General features: G+C 64.5%; 17 protein-coding genes and 4 pseudogenes. 10 read left to right on the top strand and 11 right to left on the bottom strand.

Features of this window, described 5'->3' with window-relative positions:
* Together G4Q83_RS16325 and crp are read right to left on the bottom strand one after the other, a co-directional pair.
* Positions 1-1,093, bottom strand: a pseudogene (locus tag G4Q83_RS16325) (IS630 family transposase).
* Between the two features lie 107 nt (positions 1,094-1,200).
* Positions 1,201-1,890, bottom strand: coding sequence for a cAMP-activated global transcriptional regulator CRP (gene crp / locus G4Q83_RS16320; RefSeq protein ID WP_128419659.1), 690 nt, complete (start codon positions 1,888-1,890; stop codon positions 1,201-1,203).
* A 150-nt stretch (positions 1,891-2,040) separates the two neighbouring features.
* Between crp and speD the strand changes: the two genes are divergently transcribed.
* Positions 2,041-2,835 carry an adenosylmethionine decarboxylase gene (speD, locus tag G4Q83_RS16315; RefSeq protein ID WP_128419658.1) on the top strand — a complete coding sequence of 265 codons (795 nt, stop codon included), beginning with the start codon at positions 2,041-2,043 and terminating at the stop codon, positions 2,833-2,835.
* A 118-nt stretch (positions 2,836-2,953) separates the two neighbouring features.
* Complete coding sequence (locus G4Q83_RS16310; protein WP_128419657.1) at positions 2,954-3,271, top strand: DMT family transporter; 318 nt, start codon at positions 2,954-2,956, stop codon at positions 3,269-3,271.
* 87 nt (positions 3,272-3,358) lie between these two features.
* Here G4Q83_RS16310 and G4Q83_RS16305 read toward each other — a convergent pair whose 3' ends face one another.
* Both G4Q83_RS16305 and coq7 read right to left on the bottom strand, forming a co-directional pair.
* Entirely contained in the window at positions 3,359-3,871 is a 513-nt protein-coding gene (locus G4Q83_RS16305) for a hypothetical protein (protein WP_128419656.1), read from the bottom strand.
* A 219-nt stretch (positions 3,872-4,090) separates the two neighbouring features.
* Complete coding sequence (gene coq7 / locus G4Q83_RS16300; RefSeq protein WP_128419655.1) at positions 4,091-4,732, bottom strand: 2-polyprenyl-3-methyl-6-methoxy-1,4-benzoquinone monooxygenase; 642 nt, start codon at positions 4,730-4,732, stop codon at positions 4,091-4,093.
* Positions 4,733-4,946: 214 nt separating this feature from the next.
* On the opposite strand from coq7, the gene rplM reads away from it, so the two are divergent.
* Positions 4,947-5,375: a 50S ribosomal protein L13 gene (rplM, locus tag G4Q83_RS16295; RefSeq protein ID WP_128419654.1), complete on the top strand. Its 429-nt coding sequence runs from the start codon at positions 4,947-4,949 to the stop codon at positions 5,373-5,375.
* Between the two features lie 3 nt (positions 5,376-5,378).
* On the top strand, positions 5,379-5,771 hold the full coding sequence (rpsI, locus tag G4Q83_RS16290; RefSeq protein WP_128419653.1) for a 30S ribosomal protein S9: 393 nt from the start codon (positions 5,379-5,381) through the stop codon (positions 5,769-5,771).
* 100 nt (positions 5,772-5,871) lie between these two features.
* On the opposite strand, the pseudogene G4Q83_RS16285 reads toward rpsI, so the two are convergent.
* Positions 5,872-6,331: pseudogene (locus tag G4Q83_RS16285) on the bottom strand (transposase); the annotation flags it as partial.
* A 440-nt stretch (positions 6,332-6,771) separates the two neighbouring features.
* Positions 6,772-7,128 carry a hypothetical protein gene (locus G4Q83_RS16280; protein WP_246432128.1) on the bottom strand — a complete coding sequence of 119 codons (357 nt, stop codon included), beginning with the start codon at positions 7,126-7,128 and terminating at the stop codon, positions 6,772-6,774.
* On the opposite strand from G4Q83_RS16280, the gene G4Q83_RS16275 reads away from it, so the two are divergent.
* A complete protein-coding gene (locus G4Q83_RS16275) occupies positions 7,127-8,143 on the top strand; it encodes an IS30 family transposase (protein WP_185817236.1) in 1,017 nt (338 codons plus the stop codon). The two genes, G4Q83_RS16280 and G4Q83_RS16275, sit on opposite strands and share 2 nt — an antisense overlap.
* Here the strand turns inward: G4Q83_RS16275 and G4Q83_RS23570 are convergent.
* Both G4Q83_RS23570 and G4Q83_RS16265 read right to left on the bottom strand, forming a co-directional pair.
* Positions 8,120-8,614 (bottom strand): hypothetical protein, encoded by a 495-nt coding sequence (locus tag G4Q83_RS23570; protein WP_246432127.1) that lies wholly within the window; start codon positions 8,612-8,614, stop codon positions 8,120-8,122. The genes G4Q83_RS16275 and G4Q83_RS23570 overlap by 24 nt on opposite strands.
* 195 nt (positions 8,615-8,809) lie before the next feature.
* A complete protein-coding gene (locus G4Q83_RS16265; protein WP_246432126.1) occupies positions 8,810-9,733 on the bottom strand; it encodes a LysR family transcriptional regulator in 924 nt (307 codons plus the stop codon).
* Between the two features lie 79 nt (positions 9,734-9,812).
* Between G4Q83_RS16265 and G4Q83_RS16260 the strand changes: the two genes are divergently transcribed.
* The 3 genes from G4Q83_RS16260 to G4Q83_RS16250 all read left to right on the top strand — a co-directional run bounded on the left by G4Q83_RS16260 (position 9,813) and on the right by G4Q83_RS16250 (position 12,940).
* Entirely contained in the window at positions 9,813-10,895 is a 1,083-nt protein-coding gene (locus G4Q83_RS16260; protein WP_128421701.1) for an aldo/keto reductase, read from the top strand.
* A 241-nt stretch (positions 10,896-11,136) separates the two neighbouring features.
* Positions 11,137-12,132 carry an aldo/keto reductase gene (locus G4Q83_RS16255; protein ID WP_128421702.1) on the top strand — a complete coding sequence of 332 codons (996 nt, stop codon included), beginning with the start codon at positions 11,137-11,139 and terminating at the stop codon, positions 12,130-12,132.
* 106 nt (positions 12,133-12,238) lie between these two features.
* On the top strand, positions 12,239-12,940 hold the full coding sequence (locus tag G4Q83_RS16250; RefSeq protein WP_170069205.1) for a glycosyltransferase: 702 nt from the start codon (positions 12,239-12,241) through the stop codon (positions 12,938-12,940).
* Positions 12,941-12,960: 20 nt separating this feature from the next.
* On the opposite strand, the pseudogene G4Q83_RS16245 reads toward G4Q83_RS16250, so the two are convergent.
* Positions 12,961-14,033: pseudogene (locus G4Q83_RS16245) on the bottom strand (IS630 family transposase).
* Between the two features lie 144 nt (positions 14,034-14,177).
* Between G4Q83_RS16245 and G4Q83_RS16240 the strand changes: the two are divergent.
* On the top strand, positions 14,178-15,938 hold the full coding sequence (locus tag G4Q83_RS16240; RefSeq protein ID WP_158255074.1) for a peptide-N4-asparagine amidase: 1,761 nt from the start codon (positions 14,178-14,180) through the stop codon (positions 15,936-15,938).
* Between the two features lie 210 nt (positions 15,939-16,148).
* Positions 16,149-16,580: pseudogene (gene tnpA, locus G4Q83_RS16235) on the top strand (IS200/IS605 family transposase).
* Positions 16,581-16,902: 322 nt separating this feature from the next.
* Here the strand turns inward: tnpA and G4Q83_RS16230 are convergent.
* Together G4Q83_RS16230 and G4Q83_RS16225 are read right to left on the bottom strand one after the other, a co-directional pair.
* On the bottom strand, positions 16,903-17,886 hold the full coding sequence (locus G4Q83_RS16230) for an IS5 family transposase (protein WP_185817191.1): 984 nt from the start codon (positions 17,884-17,886) through the stop codon (positions 16,903-16,905).
* Between the two features lie 182 nt (positions 17,887-18,068).
* Positions 18,069-19,052, bottom strand: a complete 984-nt coding sequence (locus tag G4Q83_RS16225) for an IS5 family transposase (RefSeq protein ID WP_185817191.1) — start codon at positions 19,050-19,052, stop codon at positions 18,069-18,071.
* Positions 19,053-19,054: the final 2 nt, after the last annotated feature.

The raw sequence follows: 19,054 nt of genomic DNA, 5'->3' as shown, positions 1-19,054 counted from the left end.
TCACAAAAAATATTGACTAAGTTTAGCGGCCGCCCGTGCGACGCGGGCGATGCTGGAATCAGCGCTCTTGCGCCAGACAAAAGGCTTCGGATTCTCTTTGTGGCGGCCGATGCAGTCTTTGATGGCCTGCTCCAAATCGTTGACGCTGGTGTGGGCGCCACGCTTGATCCACTGCTCACTGAGCTGACTGAAGAAGCGTTCGACCAGGTTGAGCCATGAGGCCGAGGTCGGAGTGAAGCGGACGTGGTAGCGGGGATGGGCCGCCAACCAGGCACGGACCTTCTCCGTCTTGTGCATACCGTAGTTGTCCATGATCAAATGGATCTCCTGCTTGCCCGGCACAGTGGCCTCGATGGTTTTCAGGAACCGGAGACATTCCACGCTGCGGCGGCGGGGCTTGAGCTGTCCGATGACCTTGCCGGTGGCTACATCCAATGCTGCAAACAGCGCGGTCGTCCCATGACGCCGGTAGTCATGGGCGCGCGTGGCTGGCTTGCCAAAGCTCAGCGGCAAGCCGGGCTGGGGGCGGTTGAGCGCCGGGATCTGGCTCTTCCCATCGACGCACAACACCAGCGCACGGTCCGGCGGAGCCAGGTACAGCCCCCACCACATCACGCCCCTTGTCCACGCAATGCGGATCCGTGGACAGTTTGAAGGTCTCTTGCAAGTGCGGCTTGAGACCGAAGGCATGCCAGATGCGTTGCACCGTGGCTGGCGAAACGCCGGTCTGCCGGCTCATTTGGCGCACGCTCCAATGCGTGGCGTTTGCTGGCGCGCTCTGGCGGACCTTGTCCACAATCTGCTGGACCTGTTCATCGTCTGCGCTGCGCGGACGTCCTGTACGCGGAGCATCCGTCAGCCCGGCCAATCGGTAGGCCTCGTAGCGTCGCCTCCACTTGGATACCGTCTGGATCGTGGTCTGCAAGCGCTCAGCGATCACGTTTCCCGGCTCCCCTGCTGCGCAACCCAACACGATCCGCATGCGTAGTTTCTCGTCCTCCGGCGCCTTGCGTATTCGCAGGCGGCCCTTCAGTTCCGCGCACTCGGCATCAGTGATCTGCAGCTTCGTGACGGGGCGTCCCGTGCGAGCCATCGCTATCGTCTCTTACACGGAAAACACTTCGACTGCCAAGTTGCTACATGGTTCATATTGTTTGTGAGACACCGCACTAACGCGGCGCAGCGGCCACGGTCGTGCGCTCAACGCGCGCCGTACAGCACCACGGTCTTGCCGCGGGCGTGCAGGAGGCCGTCGACCTGCAGCTTCTTCAGCACGCGGCCGGCCATCTCGCGCGAGCAACCGACTAGGCGCGCCAGTTCCTGCCGCGACACGCGCAGTTGCATGCCCTGCGGATGGCTCATCGCCTCCGGCTCCTGGGCCAGATCGTGCAAGGTGCGCACGATGCGGTCGGTGACGTCGAGGAACGCCAGGCGGCTGGCCTTGCGCGAGGTATCGAGCAGGCGCTTGGACAACTGCACGCCGATCGCGTACAGCACCCGCGGCGCATCGGCCGACAGCAAGCCCAAGAACAATTGATGCAACCGCTCGTAGCTGATCTCGGCCAACTCGCACGGAGTGCGAGTGCGCAGAATCACCTCGCGCTGGTCGGACTCGATGAACAGGCCCATCTCGCCGACAAACTCGCCGCTGCCGAAATAGCCCAGGACCAGTTCGCGGTCGTCGTCTTCCTCGGCGATGATGCTGACCGAGCCGCTGACGACGTAATACATGGTTCCGGCAGGATCGCCGGGCCTGAACACGTCGGTCCGCGCCGGATAGCGGCGGCGGTGACTGTGAGCCAGGAAGCGATCGATGGTGGTGGTGTCCAATGTCAGAGGACTTGGAGCGATGCGCACAGGTGACGCGGTGGAGGTGTTTCCGGGGCTCATGGCGGTTTCGCTACTGCGTGATTGTCGAAGCTTAACGGGACATGTTGTCTGCGGCAAACGCGCGCCATATCGCACGTTCCGCTATGGGCGTGTTTGGCCCATAATTGCATCCCTTTCTCCCCCCCATCATCTTTTTAGAGGATCCGCGCCGTGGTCAAGCCGTTGCCTCGCCTGAGGCTGCAAGGTTTCAACAACCTCACCAAGGCATTGAGCTTCAACATCTACGACGTCTGCTACGCGATCTCCGAAGAGGAGCGCCAGCGCTACATTGAGTACATCGATGAGCAGTACGACGCCGACCGCCTGACCCAGATCCTCACCGACGTGGCCGAGATCATCGGCGCCAACATCCTCAATATCGCCCGCCAGGACTACGATCCGCAGGGCGCGTCGGTGACCATCCTGATTTCCGAGGAGCCGGTGATCGACAAGAAGGCGGCCGGCAAGGAGATCATCTCCGACGCGGTGGTCGCGCACATGGACAAGAGCCACATCACCGTCCACACCTACCCGGAAACCCATCCGCAACACGGCATCGCGACCTTCCGCGCCGACATCGACGTGGCCACCTGCGGGGTGATTTCGCCGCTGAAAACGCTCAACTACCTGATCGAGCGGCTGGAATCGGACATCGTGATCATGGATTACCGCGTCCGCGGCTTCACCCGCGACGTGAAGGGCAAGAAGCACTACATCGACCACAAGATCAACTCGATCCAGAACTTCCTGTCCAAGAACATCAAGGCGCGCTACGAGATGTTCGACGTCAACGTCTATCAGGAGAACATCTTCCACACCAAGATGCACCTGAAGGACTTCGACCTGGACCAGTACCTGTTCGAGGAAAAGGCCAAGAACCTCTCTTTCAAGGAACGCATGCGCATCGAAGCGCTGCTCAAGCGCGAGATCGAGGAACTGTTCCACGGCCGTAACCTGGCCGAATAAAAAACGTCACGCGCGTCGGGACGGCTGGCCCGCCGCGTCGCGCGGCGCTTCCTGGCGACGGCGGCCCGATTGTAGACATCGGGCCGTTTTTGTTTTTATTTGTCTACGGAGACAGACAATGTCATGGCTCTATCTGCTGCTCGCAGGTGTGTTCGAAATCGCCTTCGCCCTCGCCCTCAAGTACAGCGAAGGCTTCACCCGGCCCTGGCCGACCGTGGCCACCGTGGCCGGCGCCGGCCTGAGTCTGTGGCTGCTGACCAAGGCGCTGGAGCACATCCCGCTGGGAACGGCGTATGCGATTTGGACCGGGATCGGCGCGCTGGGCACCGCAGCGCTGGGCATCGCGCTGTTCGGCGACGGCGCCTCGCCGGCGCGGTTGGCCTGCATCGGCCTGATCGTGGCCGGCGCGATCGGCCTGAAACTGGTCCAGTCCTGAGCGCTGCCACGCCTGCCCAGGGCGCGGGAAGACGCCTGCGCCGTCGCCAGGCGGCGTCCGGCAGCGACGGCGGCGCGGCCGGGCAATTCAGGCCACGGCGGTACGCCGCGCGCCGAGCACGCGCCCGATCAACGCTTGATGCGCGATCGCGGGCAGCAGCGCGGCGATCGACAGCGCGATCGCCAGGCGGGTGAGCAGCCCGCCAAGGTTGCCGGCGTACTGCAACTGGTCGAGGCGGCCGAAGCGCCCCGGGTCGGCATTGGCGTAGGCGATCTCCACGGTGGCGCCATCCAGCAGCAGCGCCCGGGCCTCGGCGCCGCTGGCCTCGAACGCGCCGCGGTGCAACTGGCCCTTGCTCTGGAATACATAGTGGAAGCGATAGCGCAGCAGCGGCCCGAAATGCCCGTCGAAGGCGCCATGGTCGGCGATCACCGGCACGGTTGCCACCGAATGGTCGCGCAGGATAGCGCTGGCATGGCGATAGTCACCGAGCAGGTGGTACAACAGCGCGCCGCCGCTGAGCGCGAACAGCGTTGCGAACAGCAGGCGCGAGAGCCAGCGGGCCAGCGACGACGGAAGATGGCGGGAACGAGTGGACATTGGTCTGTAGGCAAGGCGTGCACGAGCATGCCGTGGCGGGATGGTGCAAATCGGGTGCGAACAGCGCCGGATCGGGGAGCCCGGCGGTCCTGCATGCAGGTGGAAAGCTGACGTGGATCAAGTCAGCTTTCGTTCACTTTACCCCGACGGCGCCTGCATTGCCAATAGCGCCGCGACGCAGGCCCTTGCGCCGCCTGCCGCCGCCGCACGCCTGCGCAGCTACAGCCGATAGGCCACGGCCTTCATCAGCCGTGAGGCGGCCGCCATCAGCGTCGGCAGCGGCAGCGGCAGCTTCCGCGCCCCGGCCTGTTCGGCCTGCTCGGCGTGGCGCGCCTCGTCGGCCTTCATCACCTTCAGCACGTCTCGGCTGCGCAGGTCGGCCGACGGCAGCGTCTGCAGGTGCTCGTCTAGGTGCGCCTCGACCTGGCGCTCGGTCTCCACCACGAAACCGAGGTTCCAGCCATCGCCGCGCAGTCCGGCCAGCGTGCCGATCGCATAGCTGCCGGCGTACCAGACCGGATTGAACAGGCTCGGGCGGCTGTCCAGTTCGCGCAACCGCGCCGCGCACCAGGCCAGATGGTCGGTTTCTTCCTGTGCCGCGTGCAACAGGTGCGCGCGCGTCGCCGGATCACGGGCGACCGCGGCCTGGCCGAAGTACAGACCCTGCGCGCAGACCTCTCCTACATGGTTGATGCGCATCAGTCCGGCGGCATGCCGGCGTTCGTTCGTCGCCAGCACCACGTCGGCGGCGGCGGCCGGGTAGGGTCGCTGCGCCGGCGGGTTGCCGAAGACCGTCTCCAGCGCGCGCTGGGCCTCGACCAGGGCGCGGTCGAGCGGGGTGTGTAGGCGGGAAGTGGTCATGGGGGAGAGCTGGGGCGACGGGGGGCTCGATTCTCCCCTCCGGCCGCGGCGAAGCCAAGCGCGCCGGTCGGTGCCGGTGTCCACGGCAGGGGTGGGCTTGCATGCGCCGCCGCAGCTGCGTAGAATTTCCCCTCTTGCGTTTTTGCAATTCACAACGCGTGGCAAAGTTCAGGCAGCGAGCGGCCTGAATCCGCCCGACCAATCGAGTCTTTCAATGAGCACCTTCACAGCTAAGTCCGAGACCGTCCAGCGCGACTGGTATCTCGTCGACGCCGCCGGCAAAACGCTGGGCCGGCTTTCCACTGAACTGGCCCGCCGTCTGCGCGGCAAGCACAAGCCGGTCTACACCCCGCATGTCGACACCGGCGATTACCTGGTGGTGATCAACGCCGAGCAGATCGCGGTCACCGGCAACAAGCTCAACGACAAGAAGTACCATCGTTTCACCGGCTACATCGGCAACCTGAAGACCGAGACCCTGGCGCAGGCGCTGGAGCGTCACCCCGAGCGCGTCATCGAGATCGCGGTCAAGGGCATGCTGCCAAAGGGTCCGCTGGGTCGCGCCATGTACCGCAAGCTCAAGGTCTACAAGGGCTCTGAGCATCCGCATACCGCCCAGCAGCCGCAAGTTCTGGATATCTAAATCATGGCGATCACGCAAAACTACGGCACCGGCCGCCGCAAGTCCTCCACCGCCCGCGTGTTTCTGCGCAAGGGTACCGGCAACATCACCGTCAACGACCGCCCGTTGGACGAGTTCTTTGGCCGTGAGACCGCGCGCATGATCGTGCGCCAGCCGCTGGAGCTGACCAAGAACACCGAGAGCTTCGATATCTTCGTCACCGCCGCCGGCGGCGGCACCACCGGCCAGGCTGGAGCGATCCGCCTGGGCATCGCCCGCGCGCTGGTGGAGTACGACGAGACCCTGAAGTCGGAGCTGCGCAAGGCCGGCTTCATGACCCGCGACGCCCGCGAGGTCGAGCGCAAGAAGGTCGGTCTGCACAAGGCCCGCCGCGCGACCCAGTTCTCCAAGCGCTGATCCACCGCGCCTGGCGTGGAATCCTTCGGGATTCCCCTGGGAAATACGCAAAAGCCTGGTTCCGGCCGGGCTTTTGTCGTTTCCTGATTATCCCTGACTTTCAGTAATGGGAATTGCTCGCCGCACGCAGAAGTGGTTCCGGGCAGGGCTTGCAGCGCAACACGGCGATGGCCAATGGCGGCAGCAACTCGCGCAGCCGGAACCGTCGGTTGAAGCGGTCGGCGGCCTCGGCCAGGTAGCGCCGGGCATACTGGGCCTGCCGGATCGGGTGATAGACCCCGCGGATCGCGCTTGAGATTGGCCAGCACCACGTCGACCCACCGCGCCCCGGGCGCTTCGGTGGCCGCAGGCCCCCCGGCCTGCAGCGTGGTGTGGGCATGCCCGGCCTCTTCGAGCCGACCGAAACACGCCAGGCCATCGCGGTCGACCTCGCACTCCGGCGCCAAGCGGCGCGCAATCCAGTCCTTGAGCGAGGCATCGTCCAAGCCGCGTACCGGTTCGATCACCGCAAACGTGGGATGTTGGTCAGGCGCGTCGGTCTGCACGGCGATCTTCGTCGGGGCGCTTTGCGGCCGCGCGGGTGCGTGCAGCACAAGGTGATCGCTTGCGCCAGGAAGAATGGTGGTTGATCGAATGGCCCAAAGGCGAGACAAGCCGACCCGATACTTGCTGTCCAACCTGCCGGCGAACCGGTCGCGCAGGGCGCTGGTGAACACGGTCAAAGCGCGCTGGCGGATCGAACGCGATGATCAGGACCTGAAGCAGGAGTTCGGTTTGGACCCACGACGAGGGTCGTGGTTGGCGTGGTTTCCACCATCACGCCACGCTCTGCATTGCCGCCTACGATTATCTGATGGCCGAACGCTTGCGCGGATCGCATCAAAAAAACCGCCACGATGCGCGCAACCTGCCTTGCCCGAGAATCATCTCCCACGCGGCGCGCCCACAACGCGCTCAGCGCCACGTGGCCAACTCGCACATCACTCCTTGATAACGCCAACTACCGGCCCCCGATGGGGTGCTTGTCCAGAACCGGCGCGACGCCGAGCCTGGAAATATACATCTGATCGATCGCTTGATTCAGGCGCAATGCCTCTTCTTCGCCCAGCATTCTTTGCGGGACCGAAAGCGGCTTGGCGATCATCAGCTCCCTGGCTATTCCAGCCCGGGCATCGCCGCGCATTTCAACGACGCGCGAAAGCGCATACGCCGCCACAGGATCGCCCTTGCTGCTTCCGCCCTGATAGGACGCAAGCAGGCTCGGAGCGAACAGGTTACCCTCGGCACCGGCCTTGACGAGACGCCTTAGACTCAACTTCCAAGCGCGACACCCTCTCAGCCAGTAGGGTGTATGCATGTCAAGAAGCTATCTCCACCTGAGCGCAGAAGAGCGCGCGGTACTCCAAATCGAAACGCGACGTGGTCAGAGCTTACGCTCGATATCCAGGCTGCTGGATAGAAGCCCGTCGACATCGAGCAGGGAGCTGGCCAGGCAGCAAGCCACGGTCTACCGTGCTCGAGAGGCGGCCATGCGTTACCGGACAGGACGTCAGCACAGCGTTCGGCGGCGACGGCTGACACCGGGAACGGATTTATTCCAGATGGTGCGCGATCATCTGGTGCTGTGGCGCTGGTCGCCCCAGCAGATTGCTGCCAAGCTGCTCCTCATGTCCCCGGATGATCCTGCCCAGCGCGTCAGTCACGAAACCATCTACGCCACGATCTACGCGCACCCGCGCGGCGGCCTGAAAAAGGAGCTTGTGGAGGCGTTGCGCCAGCGCAGGCCGTCCCGGGGATCACGGCGCACGACCGCCGCCAAACGCAGCTGGGTGCCTGAGGAACCGCGGATCGTGCACCGACCCGAAGAGGTGCAACAGCGGTTGGTCCCAGGACATTGGGAAGGTGACTTGATCAAGGGAGCGTTCAATCGTTCCTGTATTGGCACCCTGGTGGAGCGCAAGACGCGTTTTGTGGTGCTGTGCCGGATGGACGGCTGCACCGCCACAGACGCACCGGAAGGTTTCACCCGTCAGATGAAGAAGCTCCCCGCATCCATGCGAACCAGCTTGACCTATGACCGTGGCACCGAAATGACGCGCTATGCCGAGCTGATGGAACGGTTGAACATCGACCTGTGGTTTGCCGATCCGCACGCACCGTGGCAGCGCGGAAGCAATGAGAACACCAACGGTCTACTTCGCCAGTTCCTGCCCAAGGGGGCGGACCTATCCGCCGTCAGCCAGGAATACCTCAATCACATCGCGTTGCTGATGAACACTCGCCCTCGCCAGACACTTGGCTGGAAGACGCCTAGCGAGGCAATGGAAGCGGACATCGCAGCGTTCAAATCACGTGTTGCACTTGAATCTTGAGACCGCCCGCTGTTGCGCGGTGACATCGGCGGGCAGCAACCTCGCATCGAGCATCGCCTGGGCGGCCCTATTGCCGGCCTCGGTCGCTTGTCGCAAGAGCACTTCCGGCGCCAGCGCATCGGCTTCCCATTGCTTCTCGTTCGGGTAACCGTGGCGGTCCAGCCATGCCTGCTCCGCCTTGCTTTCCGCACCTGACGGATCGTTTTCGAAGCTCATTCCCTCTCTTGTCCGAGGGACGTCCGGGAATGGATGTCTGACGCGCTGGGTTTTCAGCGGAGGCGGCGGACCCGGGGACTGCGCCGTTGCAGCCGGATCGGCACCACCGGCAGGTGACGTCCCAGACGAGGCGATTTTTTCGGCGGCAGCGATCTCGCGCTCCGGCGTTTCATTCTTCCCGGCGCGCTGCATCAAGACGGCGCCCACGATGACGATCAGCGCGAGCGCGCCCAGCCAGACCAGTTTATTACGCATTATTATGCATAATCCGCCTCAATGTGATTCCGTTGACGCTGCACAGTGCGCAACCCCTTTCCTGGAATAACTCTGCGCCCGAGGTCGCTGAGTGCCAATCCATTGCCTGCCACGGTTGCGAGGCCGGATTGCTACAGCGCGACTGCCGGCACGCGCCGTGCATCGCGGCCGCTCCTGCAGGTTCCGGTGGCGGGCCTATGCCGCCACCGACGCGTCGGCCACGCGCAGATGGTCGACGAACACGCGCAGCTTCGGCGGCAGATGCTCGCGCGCCGGGTAGTAGATGTGGAAGCCGGAGAACGGCCGTTGCCAATCTTCCAGCACCCGCACCAGCCGGCCCGCCGCCACATCGTCGGCCACGGCCGCGTCGAACAGTTGCGCCATGCCCAGTCCGGCCCGCGCCATGCCCAGCGCCACGTCGCTGTCGTTGACCAGCAGCGCGCCCTCCACGTCCACGCGGAAGTCGCGGCCGTCGCGGGTGAACTCCCAGGCCCAGACGCGTCCGCTGCTGCCGCGGTGGCGGATGCAGCGATGCGCGGCCAGATCCTGCGGCTGTTGCGGCGGCGCATGGCGGCGAAAGTAGTCGGGGGTGGCGACGATCGCCTGTCGCTGCGGCGGCCCGATCGGCAACGCCACCATGTCGCGCGCCAGGCATTCGCCAAGGCGGATGCCGGCATCACAGCCGCTGGCCACCAGGTCGGTCAGCGCCGGATCGATCGACAGTTCCACCTGCACCTGCGGATAGCGCGCCACGAACGCCGGCAGTTGTGGCAGCACCAGCAGGTCGGCGGCCACCCGCGGCAAAGTGATGCGCAGGTGGCCGGCGGGACGGTCGCGCCGCAGGTCCAGGTCCTGGAACGCGGCGTCGATCTGCCGCAGCCCGGGCGCGACCTGCTGCAGGAAGTGCGCGCCCTGCTCGGTGAGGCCGACCCGGCGCGTGGTCCGGTGCAGCAGCCGCACCCCGAGCCGGGCCTCCAGCGCACGCACTGTCTGCGACAGCGCCGAGGGCGACACCGACAGCTCGCTGGCGGCGCGGGTGAAGCTGGCATGATGCGCGACCCGCGCGAAGGCGATCACCGCGGACAGGGAATGGCCAGCCATTGTGAAGTGCTGCTTCATACGGGATTCCGATTCTGCGGATTTATCGGCCCCGCGACCAGCCCTAGAGTGAGCGCTCCCCTGGTTCTGGAGTCGTCCCATGTCGCTGGATCACTACCGCCTGCTCGGACGTTCCGGCCTGCGCGTCAGTCCGGTCGCGCTGGGCACGATGACCTTCGGCCACGACCGGGGCTGGGGCGCCGACGCTGCCGAGGCCGGGCGCCTGTTCGCGCGCTACATCGAACTCGGCGGCAATTTCGTCGACACCGCCAACACCTATGCCGACGGCAACGCCGAACGCCTGCTCGGCACATTCACCGCGGGCCGCCGCGAGCGCCTGGTGATCGCCAGCAAGTACACGCTCAATCCCTTCCCCGGCGATCCCAACGGCGGCGGCAACCACCGCAAGAACCTGCTGCAGTCGGTCGAAGCCAGCCTAAAGCGGTTGCGCACCGACTACCTGGACCTGCTGTACCTGCACATCTGGGATGAGACCACGCCGGTGCAGGAAGTGATGCGCGGCTTCGACGACCTGGCCAGCGCCGGCAAGATCGTCTACGCCGGCATCTCCGACACCCCGGCCTGGCAGGTGGCGCGGATGCAGACCCTGGCCGACCTGCGCGGCTGGTCGCCGCTGGTGGCGCTGCAGATCGAATACAGTCTGGCGCAGCGCACGGTCGAAGCCGAGCTGGTGCCGGTGGCCGAGGCGCTGGGCTTGGGCGTGCTGGCCTGGTCACCGCTGGCCATGGGCATCCTCACCGGCAAGTACAGCCGCCAGGACCTGGCCGCGGTGCAGCGCCGCGCCGCGCTCGGCCAGCCCGGCAGCGGGCGCGGCGATACCGCGCATGCGCACCAGATGCTGACCGAGCGCGCACTGGACATTGCCGAGGCGGTCGAGCAGGTCGCCGTGGAGATCGGCCGTTCGCCGGCCCAGGTGGCGCTGGCCTGGCTGCTGCAGCGGCCGGGCGACGGCGCGATCCCGATCGTCGGCGCACGCACGCTGGCGCAGCTGGACGACAACCTCGGCGCGCTGGCATTGTGCCTGGGTGCACCACAGCTGCAGCGGCTGGACGCGGCCAGCGCGGTGGCGCCGCCGTTCCCGCACGCGTTCATGCGCCTGCCGATGCCGCGGCAACTGGTGTCCGGCGGCACCCGCCTGCGGCCGCGCTCGCCCTGGCCCTGAGCAGGGCGCCGGCAGGTGGCGGAACGCGGCGCCGACCCGGCGCAAACGCCGGTCGTGGCATGGTCGTCGCGTGTTGCGAATCCCTGCGCGATTCGGTCTCGGGATCGGACAAGGATCCCGCGCGATCGCGACAACCCGTCACCGCACTGCGATTGCGGCCTGTCTCGGCATGCGAGGACACAGGACGCACCGCGTTTCTCCCCCGCATCTGTTTTCCCACTTCGCACACAGGAGCTTTCCGATGCAAACCCGCACCCTGGGCCGCAACGGCCCCCGCGTCTGCGCCCTCGGCCTCGGCTGCATGGGCATGAGCGCGTTCTATGGCGGCCGCCGCGACGACGCCGCCGCGATCGCGGTGATCCATGCCGCGCTGGACCGCGGCGTCACCCTGATCGACACCGCCGACATGTATGGCCCACATACCAACGAAGTGCTGGTCGGCAAGGCGCTGGCCGGGCGCCGCGACCAGGCCGTGCTGGCGACCAAGTTCGGCATCAAGCTGGACCCGAGCGACCCGGCCGCGCGCGGCATCGACGGCCGCCCCGAATACGTGCAGGCCGCCTGCGAGGCCAGCCTGCAGCGCCTGGGCGTGGACCATATCGACCTGTACTACCAGCACCGAGTGGACCCGAACGTGCCGATCGAGGACACCGTCGGCGCGATGGCGCGGTTGGTGGAACAAGGCAAGGTGCGCTTCCTCGGCCTGTCCGAGGCCGCCGCCGAGACCATCCGCCGCGCGCACGCGGTGCACCCGATCACAGTGGTGCAGAGCGAATACTCGCTGTGGTCGCGCGAGCCGGAGAGCGACGGCGTATTCGCCACGGTGCGCGAGCTGGGCATCGGCTTCGTGCCGTACTCGCCGCTGGGCCGCGGCTTCCTGACCGGCGCGATCCGCTCGCCGGCGGACTTCGAGGCCGAGGACTACCGCCGCCACTCGCCACGCTTCCAGGGCGAGAACTTCGCGCGCAACCTGCAACTGGTGGAACAGGTGCGCGCGCTGGCCCAGGCCAAGGGCGCGACCCCCGGCCAGCTGGCGCTGGCCTGGGTGCTGGCGCAGGGCGAGGACCTGGTGCCGATCCCGGGCACCAAGCGCCTGGCCTACCTGGAGGAGAACCTGGGCGCGCTGCAGGTGACACTGAGCGCCGAGGAACGCGCGCAGATCGACGCGATCTTCCCGGCCGACGCCGCCGCCGGCACCCGCTATCCGGCGGCGATGATGGCCACGCTGCGGCGCTGACCCACGCCGGCCTGCGTCAGGCCCGTATGGGCAGCGCGCCTGCGCCGGCCGGCACGCGGCGCGGGCCGATTTGCCCGCGCCACGCCGGCGTCGCATGATGCGGGGCGTGATCTCGTTCATCGTCCCCGCCCACGACGAAGCCGCCCTGATCGGCGACACCCTGGCGTCGCTGCATGTCGCCGCGCAGGCATTGCGGCTGGACTGCGAGACCCTGGTCGTCGCCGATGCCTGCAGCGACGACACCGCGCAGATCGCGCGCCGCCATGGCGCGCGGGTGCTGGAGGTGCGGCTGCGGCACATCGCCGCCACGCGCAACGCCGGCGCCGCCGCCAGCAACGGCCGCTACCTGCTGTTCGTCGATGCCGATACCCGCGTCAACACGCCACTGCTGGCGGCGGCGCTGCGCGCACTGCACACCGGCGCGGTCGGCGGCGGCGCGCAGGTGCGACTGCTCGGCGACGTCGCCTGGCACGAACGCGCGGTGCAGGCACTGTTCGGCTGGCTGTTCCGCCGCACCGGCATCGCCCCAGGCTGTTTCCTGTTCTGCACGCGCAGCGCGTTCACCGCCGCCGCCGGCTTCGACGAACGCTACTACGCCGGCGAGGACGTGGTGCTGAGCCGCGCGCTGGCCCGGCGTGGCCGCTTCGTGATCCTGCGCGAGCCGGTGCACACCTCCGACCGCAAGCTGCGCAGCTTCAGCAAGCGCGAGCACCTGGGCCTGCTGCTGCAACTGCTGCGCCGCGGCCGCGGGCTGCTGCACTCGCGCGACGCGCTCGGTTTCTGGTACGGCCCGCGCCGCGGGCGCTAGTGTGCCGTTCTCGAAATAAATTACCCATGAGCCTGTGACGCCATCGCCTCACGGCGCGCTGAATTTTGTTCAAAATATCTTCGCCCTTGGCGTTCCAGACATACCGCGTCGGTTGAGCATTTCGAAGTGCTGGAAACGTCGCAATTGAAGTTTCCAGTTCGCGTATCGACCCGAAACTACCATCGCGCAAATACACTGTGATGTCCCGAAAAAAGCGCTCGATCATGTTCATCCATGAACTGGAAGTCGGCGTGAAATGCATGTGCAAGCGTTTGTGCTTTTCCAGCCACGCCTTCACCTTTGGATGCTTGTGGGTGGCGTAGTTGTCGACAATCAAATGCAGTTGAAGGTGCTTGGGTGTTTCTCGGTTGATCTTCTTAAGGAAATCCAACCACGCCTGATGCCGGTGCTGGCACTCAATACTACTGATCAAACGGCCCTGAAGATAATCTAGCGCGGCGAACAACGTGACGGTGCCATGGCGTACGTAGTCGTGCGATTGTGTGCGGATGCGGCCAATCCCCAGGGGCAATCCGGGCTGGGTACGTTCAAGCGCTTGCACCTGGCTCTTTTCATCGCAGCAGAGCACCAGGGCCTTCTCTGGCGGGTTGAGATAGAGGCCGATAACGTCCCAGAATTTCTCTTCGAAGTTCGGGTCATTGGACCGTTTGAAAGTGCGGGTCAAGTGCGGTTTCAAGTCATTAGCCGCCCAGATCTTATGTACGCTGGTTGCCGAAATCCCCGCCGCTCGGGCCATGCTGCGACAGCTCCATCGAGGTTCGCCAATGTGCGGTTTAGTGACTTGCTCAATGACGCGCTGCACGGCTTCAACCGGCAAACAAGGCTTACGGCCCCGGCCCGGCTTGTCGATTAAACCGTCCAGTCGTTCAGCCTGGAAGCGTTGACACCAACCGGTGATAACGGGAAGTGAGAGTCCCGCCAGCCTGCCGATTCCAGCTCGCGCACAACCTTGGGACGCTAACAGGATAACTCGTGCCCGACGACCATCGCGCTGGCTGATGGTGGCTGATCGCACGCGCCGGCTTAGCTCGGCATGTTCTTCTGGGGTAAGGACGATTTTGGCAGTGCTCATCGGCGCTTCTCCGAACGTTGGATGACACTGCAAGTGTAGCCAAGATCGGTGAAATGTTGATTCGAGAACAGTACACTAGCTGACACTGCCTCGGCTGTTATGTTACGCTCAGTTAACAGGGGCACATTCGGGGAGGGCGGGCGTATGGCGTTTATCAACGATGCAGGCCGTAAGCGCTTGTGGGTAGGGTTGTTCGGCTGCATCGCGACGTGTTCGGTGCATGCCGCCCTGGCTGCGACGCCACCGAGTTTCACCGTGGGGTCCGCGAACGTCGCAACAGCCGATCCCACTGTGCCCAGGCCACCAGGCAAAGCTTGCACTGTCGAGCTGTTCAGCGGCTTTACCTTTCGTGATTTTTCCAACCATCCCTTCACCTATGCGCCGCCCGCTGGTTGCGGCACGTCGTGGTCGAAGGTCGTGCTTGAGGCCGACTTCGCGGTGACGGCAGGCCACCAATTCGACCGTACCGCGTCGTTATGGCTGGGGGGCGCGAATATCTACTTCGGGACGACACAGGAGCCCTCCCCCACCGTGTCGCCTAGTTGGCACATCGAACGCGACGTCAGCGACTTCGCCAGTTTGCTGAGCCAGCCACAAAGCGGCCAGGCAATCCTGGAAAACGTCGTCGATGACACCTATACCGGCATCATCAGCGGCTCGGCCCGGTTGGTCTTCTATCCGGCCAACATCTTGGCTCCGAAGGTGGACGCGCCCGACGCGGTGTTCCCATTGTCCGACAGCGCCGTGGGCGGTACCGGCGTGCTGTCACGCACACTCACCTTACCCACGAACGTAGAGCGCGCCTATCTTGACGTGTATGCACAGGGGCAGGGGCAGGGGGAGTTCTGGTTTTCCTGCGACCAGGGGCAGGGCTGTGCCGCGGGGCCGTATCGTGAAGTGCAGGTCTCCATCGATGGGCAGCAGGTGGGAGTCGCGCCGGTGTATCCGTGGATATTCACCGGCGGTATCGACCCGTACATGTGGCAGCCGACGCCAGGCGTGCAGGCACTCAATTTTCTACCTTACCGCGTCGACCTGACGCCGTTCGCCGCCGTGCTCAACGATGGCAGACCGCATGCGCTGGCCATCGTTGTCACCGGCGCCAACCGCGACTTCGCCGTCATTGGCAATCTATTCGTGCACCTCGACCATGCGCGCAAGGTGGTTACGGGTGCCGTCGTCGCCAACACCTTGCAGGGCCAGCCAGCCGTGGCGTCCGTAGACAAGCATGTCACCAATGCGGATGGCGTCACGGGCAACTCGACCACCACGCATGCCTCTCGCAGCTTTCGTGTGGCCGGATACGTCGACACCTCGCAGGGTCGGATCATCACTGACGTGAATCAGACTGTGACGTTCCGCAATACACAGACCGATTCGGTGCATGACCAGAAAGGCCCGCTGCATTTCCAGAAAGACGTCGACCAACTGTCGACCGTTGACAGCACGACGACGACCCGGCAAGGCCCCCTCGGCATCGCCGTGACGACGGAGACTCACTTCGACTATCCTCTGGTCGCGAGCTTAGGCACCACCTTCGAAGGCGCAGGCAAAATGGTCAAACCTAGCGCGGTAACCCAGGGCTTCTCGCGACAGTTCAGCAAGAAGCTGGGCCGCCTCCTGATCTACCGCAGCGACATCGACAACATCATCGACACAGCCGATACGCTCAACTTGACCGAGGGTAGGATCACTGGCAATACCGCACAACGTAGCATCCAGGAATTCCGTTTCAAGGACAATTTGGGCAATTGCTACAGCCGTGACATCGCTACTGCGGCAGGTGTACTGACCGCAGCGACGGATGGCGGCGCTTGTCCGCAGGGGCGAAACCGGTCGTCGTGGTTCACCCATCCCGACGGATCGCCCGACACGTCGAGGACGGAATATCCGCGCATTTTCTGAGTCGGAGCGGGGGGCGTGAAAAGAGCCTCAGCTATCAACTGCGCCCCAGAAGTTGGACGCCCGTTCAATTTGGGGCGTTTTTCATTTCTAAACCAACCTGAGAGTTCCCCCGGCTCTGCCGGGGAGGCAGTAGAAGTTTGACGTATCCGGGAGTCCATCCCGGAGACTCCGCAACGTGAGCGGCCAAGCACACGAGACGGAGAAACCGAGATGGATGAGTTTGAGAGCTTAAGTCACACCAGGTGGGAGTGTCTGTACCACGTTGTGTTCATACCGAAGTGTCGCCGTAAGACACTGTATGTGGGTCTGAGGAAGCATCTAGGAGAGGTGTTCCGGCGATTGGCCGAGCAGAAGGAGAGCCGGGTCGAGGAGGGCCATCTGATGCCAGATCACGTCCATATGCTGTTGAAGATTCCGCCGAAGTAGGCGGTGTCGCAGGTGGTGGGCTATATCAAGGGCAAGAGCGCCATCCACCTAGCGCGGGTGTATGTGGAGCGGAAGCGGAACTTTGTAGGGCAGAGCTTCTGGGCGCGAGGTTACTTCGTTACGAGGGTAGGTCGGGATGAAGGGTTGATCGGGGCATACATCCAGAACCAAGAGGCGGAAGATCGGCGCTTGGACCAATTGCAGTTGCTGAGGTAGTCGGCCACCTTCAGGTGGCCCTAACAAGGGAGGCGCGTAGCGCTCCCGCAGCCGCTTTGAGCGGCTCACATCTCTAAAGCCCCCGGCTTTGCCGGGGGATATTTACGTAAGAGCCTCTAACAAAACCAACTTGAAAGCTGTATCGGGAGTGGCACAATTGCCGGCATGGCCCCGACGTCCCCCCGCTTTCAGTAGCGGGGCTCTTTAGGGATAGTCTGATCAACGCGGTCGGAGGATGAGGCAAGCCATATCGACCACGCCCACGGCGCTCAGACCCTCGGTTTTTCGCCGTTTCCGGCGCATTTCCGGGGTATTTCCCGGATTACAGGCACACCCTCCCCACGACAGGCAGCAACTGCTTTCGCTTCAGCCACAGGTTCGACAGCGCAAACAGCGTCAGCACTTGCGCCGTGTTCTTCGCCAGGCCGCGATAGCGCACCTTGACGTAGCCAAACTGGCGCTTGATCACCCGGAACGGATGCTCCACCTTCGCCCTCAGGCTGGCCTTGGCGTGCTCCCAGCGCTGTGCCCACTTCAATTCGCGCTTGCTCTTGATCTGCTTCAGCTTCGAGGGCTTCTCCGCGATCAGATAGCGCAGCTTGCGCTTGCTCGCCATCTCCTCGCGCTTGGCCAGCCCGGTGTAGCCGCTGTCGCCGCATACCGTGTCTTCCTTGCCGTGCAGCAGCTTGTGCGCCTGGGTGATATCTGCGGCGTTGGCCGCCGTGCATTCCAAGTGGTGCACCAGCCCGGACTCATCGTCCACGCCGATGTGCGCTTTCATCCCGAAGTAGTACTGATTGCCCTTCTTGGTCTGGTGCATTTCCGGGTCGCGCTCGCCGTTCTTGTTCTTGGTCGAGCTGGGCGCGGCAATGATCGTGGCGTCCACGATGGTGCCGCCGCGCAGGCTCTGGCCCTTGCGCGATAGGTGCGCGTTGACCCGGTTGAACAGCGTGCGCGCCAGATCGTGCGTCTCCAGCAACCGGCGGAAGTTGAGGATCGTGGTCTCGTCCGGCACCTCATCCAACCCGCCGATCCTGGCGAAACGGCGCATCGACGCCGTGTCGTACAAGGCTTCTTCCGCGCCCGGGTCGCTCAGTGCGTACCACTGCTGCAGAAAGTGGATGCGCAGCATTGTCTCCAGCGGGTACGGCTGACGGCCCGGATGGCCCGACTTCGGATAGTGCGGCGCGATCAGCGCCAGCAGGTCTTTCCACGGCACCACCTGATCCATCTCGGCCAGCAACCTTTCGCGCCGCGTCTGCTTGCGCTTGCCGTTGTACTCCGCGTCGCCGAAAGACAATTGCATCGTCGTTGTCCTGTTGGGCTTTGTACGATTGTCGCAGGATCAGAGGGAGTTGTTCAGACCATCCTTAGGGATAGTCTGATCAACGCGGTCGGAGGATGAGGCAAGCCATATCGACCACGCCCACGGCGCTCAGACCCTCGGTTTTTCGCCGTTTCCGGCGCATTTCCGGGGTATTTCCCGGATTACAGGCACACCCTCCCCACGACAGGCAGCAACTGCTTTCGCTTCAGCCACAGGTTCGACAGCGCAAACAGCGTCAGCACTTGCGCCGTGTTCTTCGCCAGGCCGCGATAGCGCACCTTGACGTAGCCAAACTGGCGCTTGATCACCCGGAACGGATGCTCCACCTTCGCCCTCAGGCTGGCCTTGGCGTGCTCCCAGCGCTGTGCCCACTTCAATTCGCGCTTGCTCTTGATCTGCTTCAGCTTCGAGGGCTTCTCCGCGATCAGATAGCGCAGCTTGCGCTTGCTCGCCATCTCCTCGCGCTTGGCCAGCCCGGTGTAGCCGCTGTCGCCGCATACCGTGTCTTCCTTGCCGTGCAGCAGCTTGTGCGCCTGGGTGATATCTGCGGCGTTGGCCGCCGTGCATTCCAAGTGGTGCACCAGCCCGGACTCATCGTCCACGCCGATGTGCGCTTTCATCCCGAAGTAGTACTGATTGCCCTTCTTGGTCTGGTGCATTTCCGGGTCGCGCTCGCCGTTCTTGTTCTTGGTCGAGCTGGGCGCGGCAATGATCGTGGCGTCCACGATGGTGCCGCCGCGCAGGCTCTGGCCCTTGCGCGATAGGTGCGCGTTGACCCGGTTGAACAGCGTGCGCGCCAGATCGTGCGTCTCCAGCAACCGGCGGAAGTTGAGGATCGTGGTCTCGTCCGGCACCTCATCCAACCCGCCGATCCTGGCGAAACGGCGCATCGACGCCGTGTCGTACAAGGCTTCTTCCGCGCCCGGGTCGCTCAGTGCGTACCACTGCTGCAGAAAGTGGATGCGCAGCATTGTCTCCAGCGGGTACGGCTGACGGCCCGGATGGCCCGACTTCGGATAGTGCGGCGCGATCAGCGCCAGCAGGTCTTTCCACGGCACCACCTGATCCATCTCGGCCAGCAACCTTTCGCGCCGCGTCTGCTTGCGCTTGCCGTTGTACTCCGCGTCGCCGAAAGACAATTGCATCG

The sequence above is a fragment of the Xanthomonas theicola genome, from assembly GCF_014236795.1.
GTDB lineage: Bacteria > Pseudomonadota > Gammaproteobacteria > Xanthomonadales > Xanthomonadaceae > Xanthomonas_A > Xanthomonas_A theicola.
Note: the sequence above shows the minus strand (reverse complement) of the source record. Positions and strands in the feature narration are given on the sequence as shown.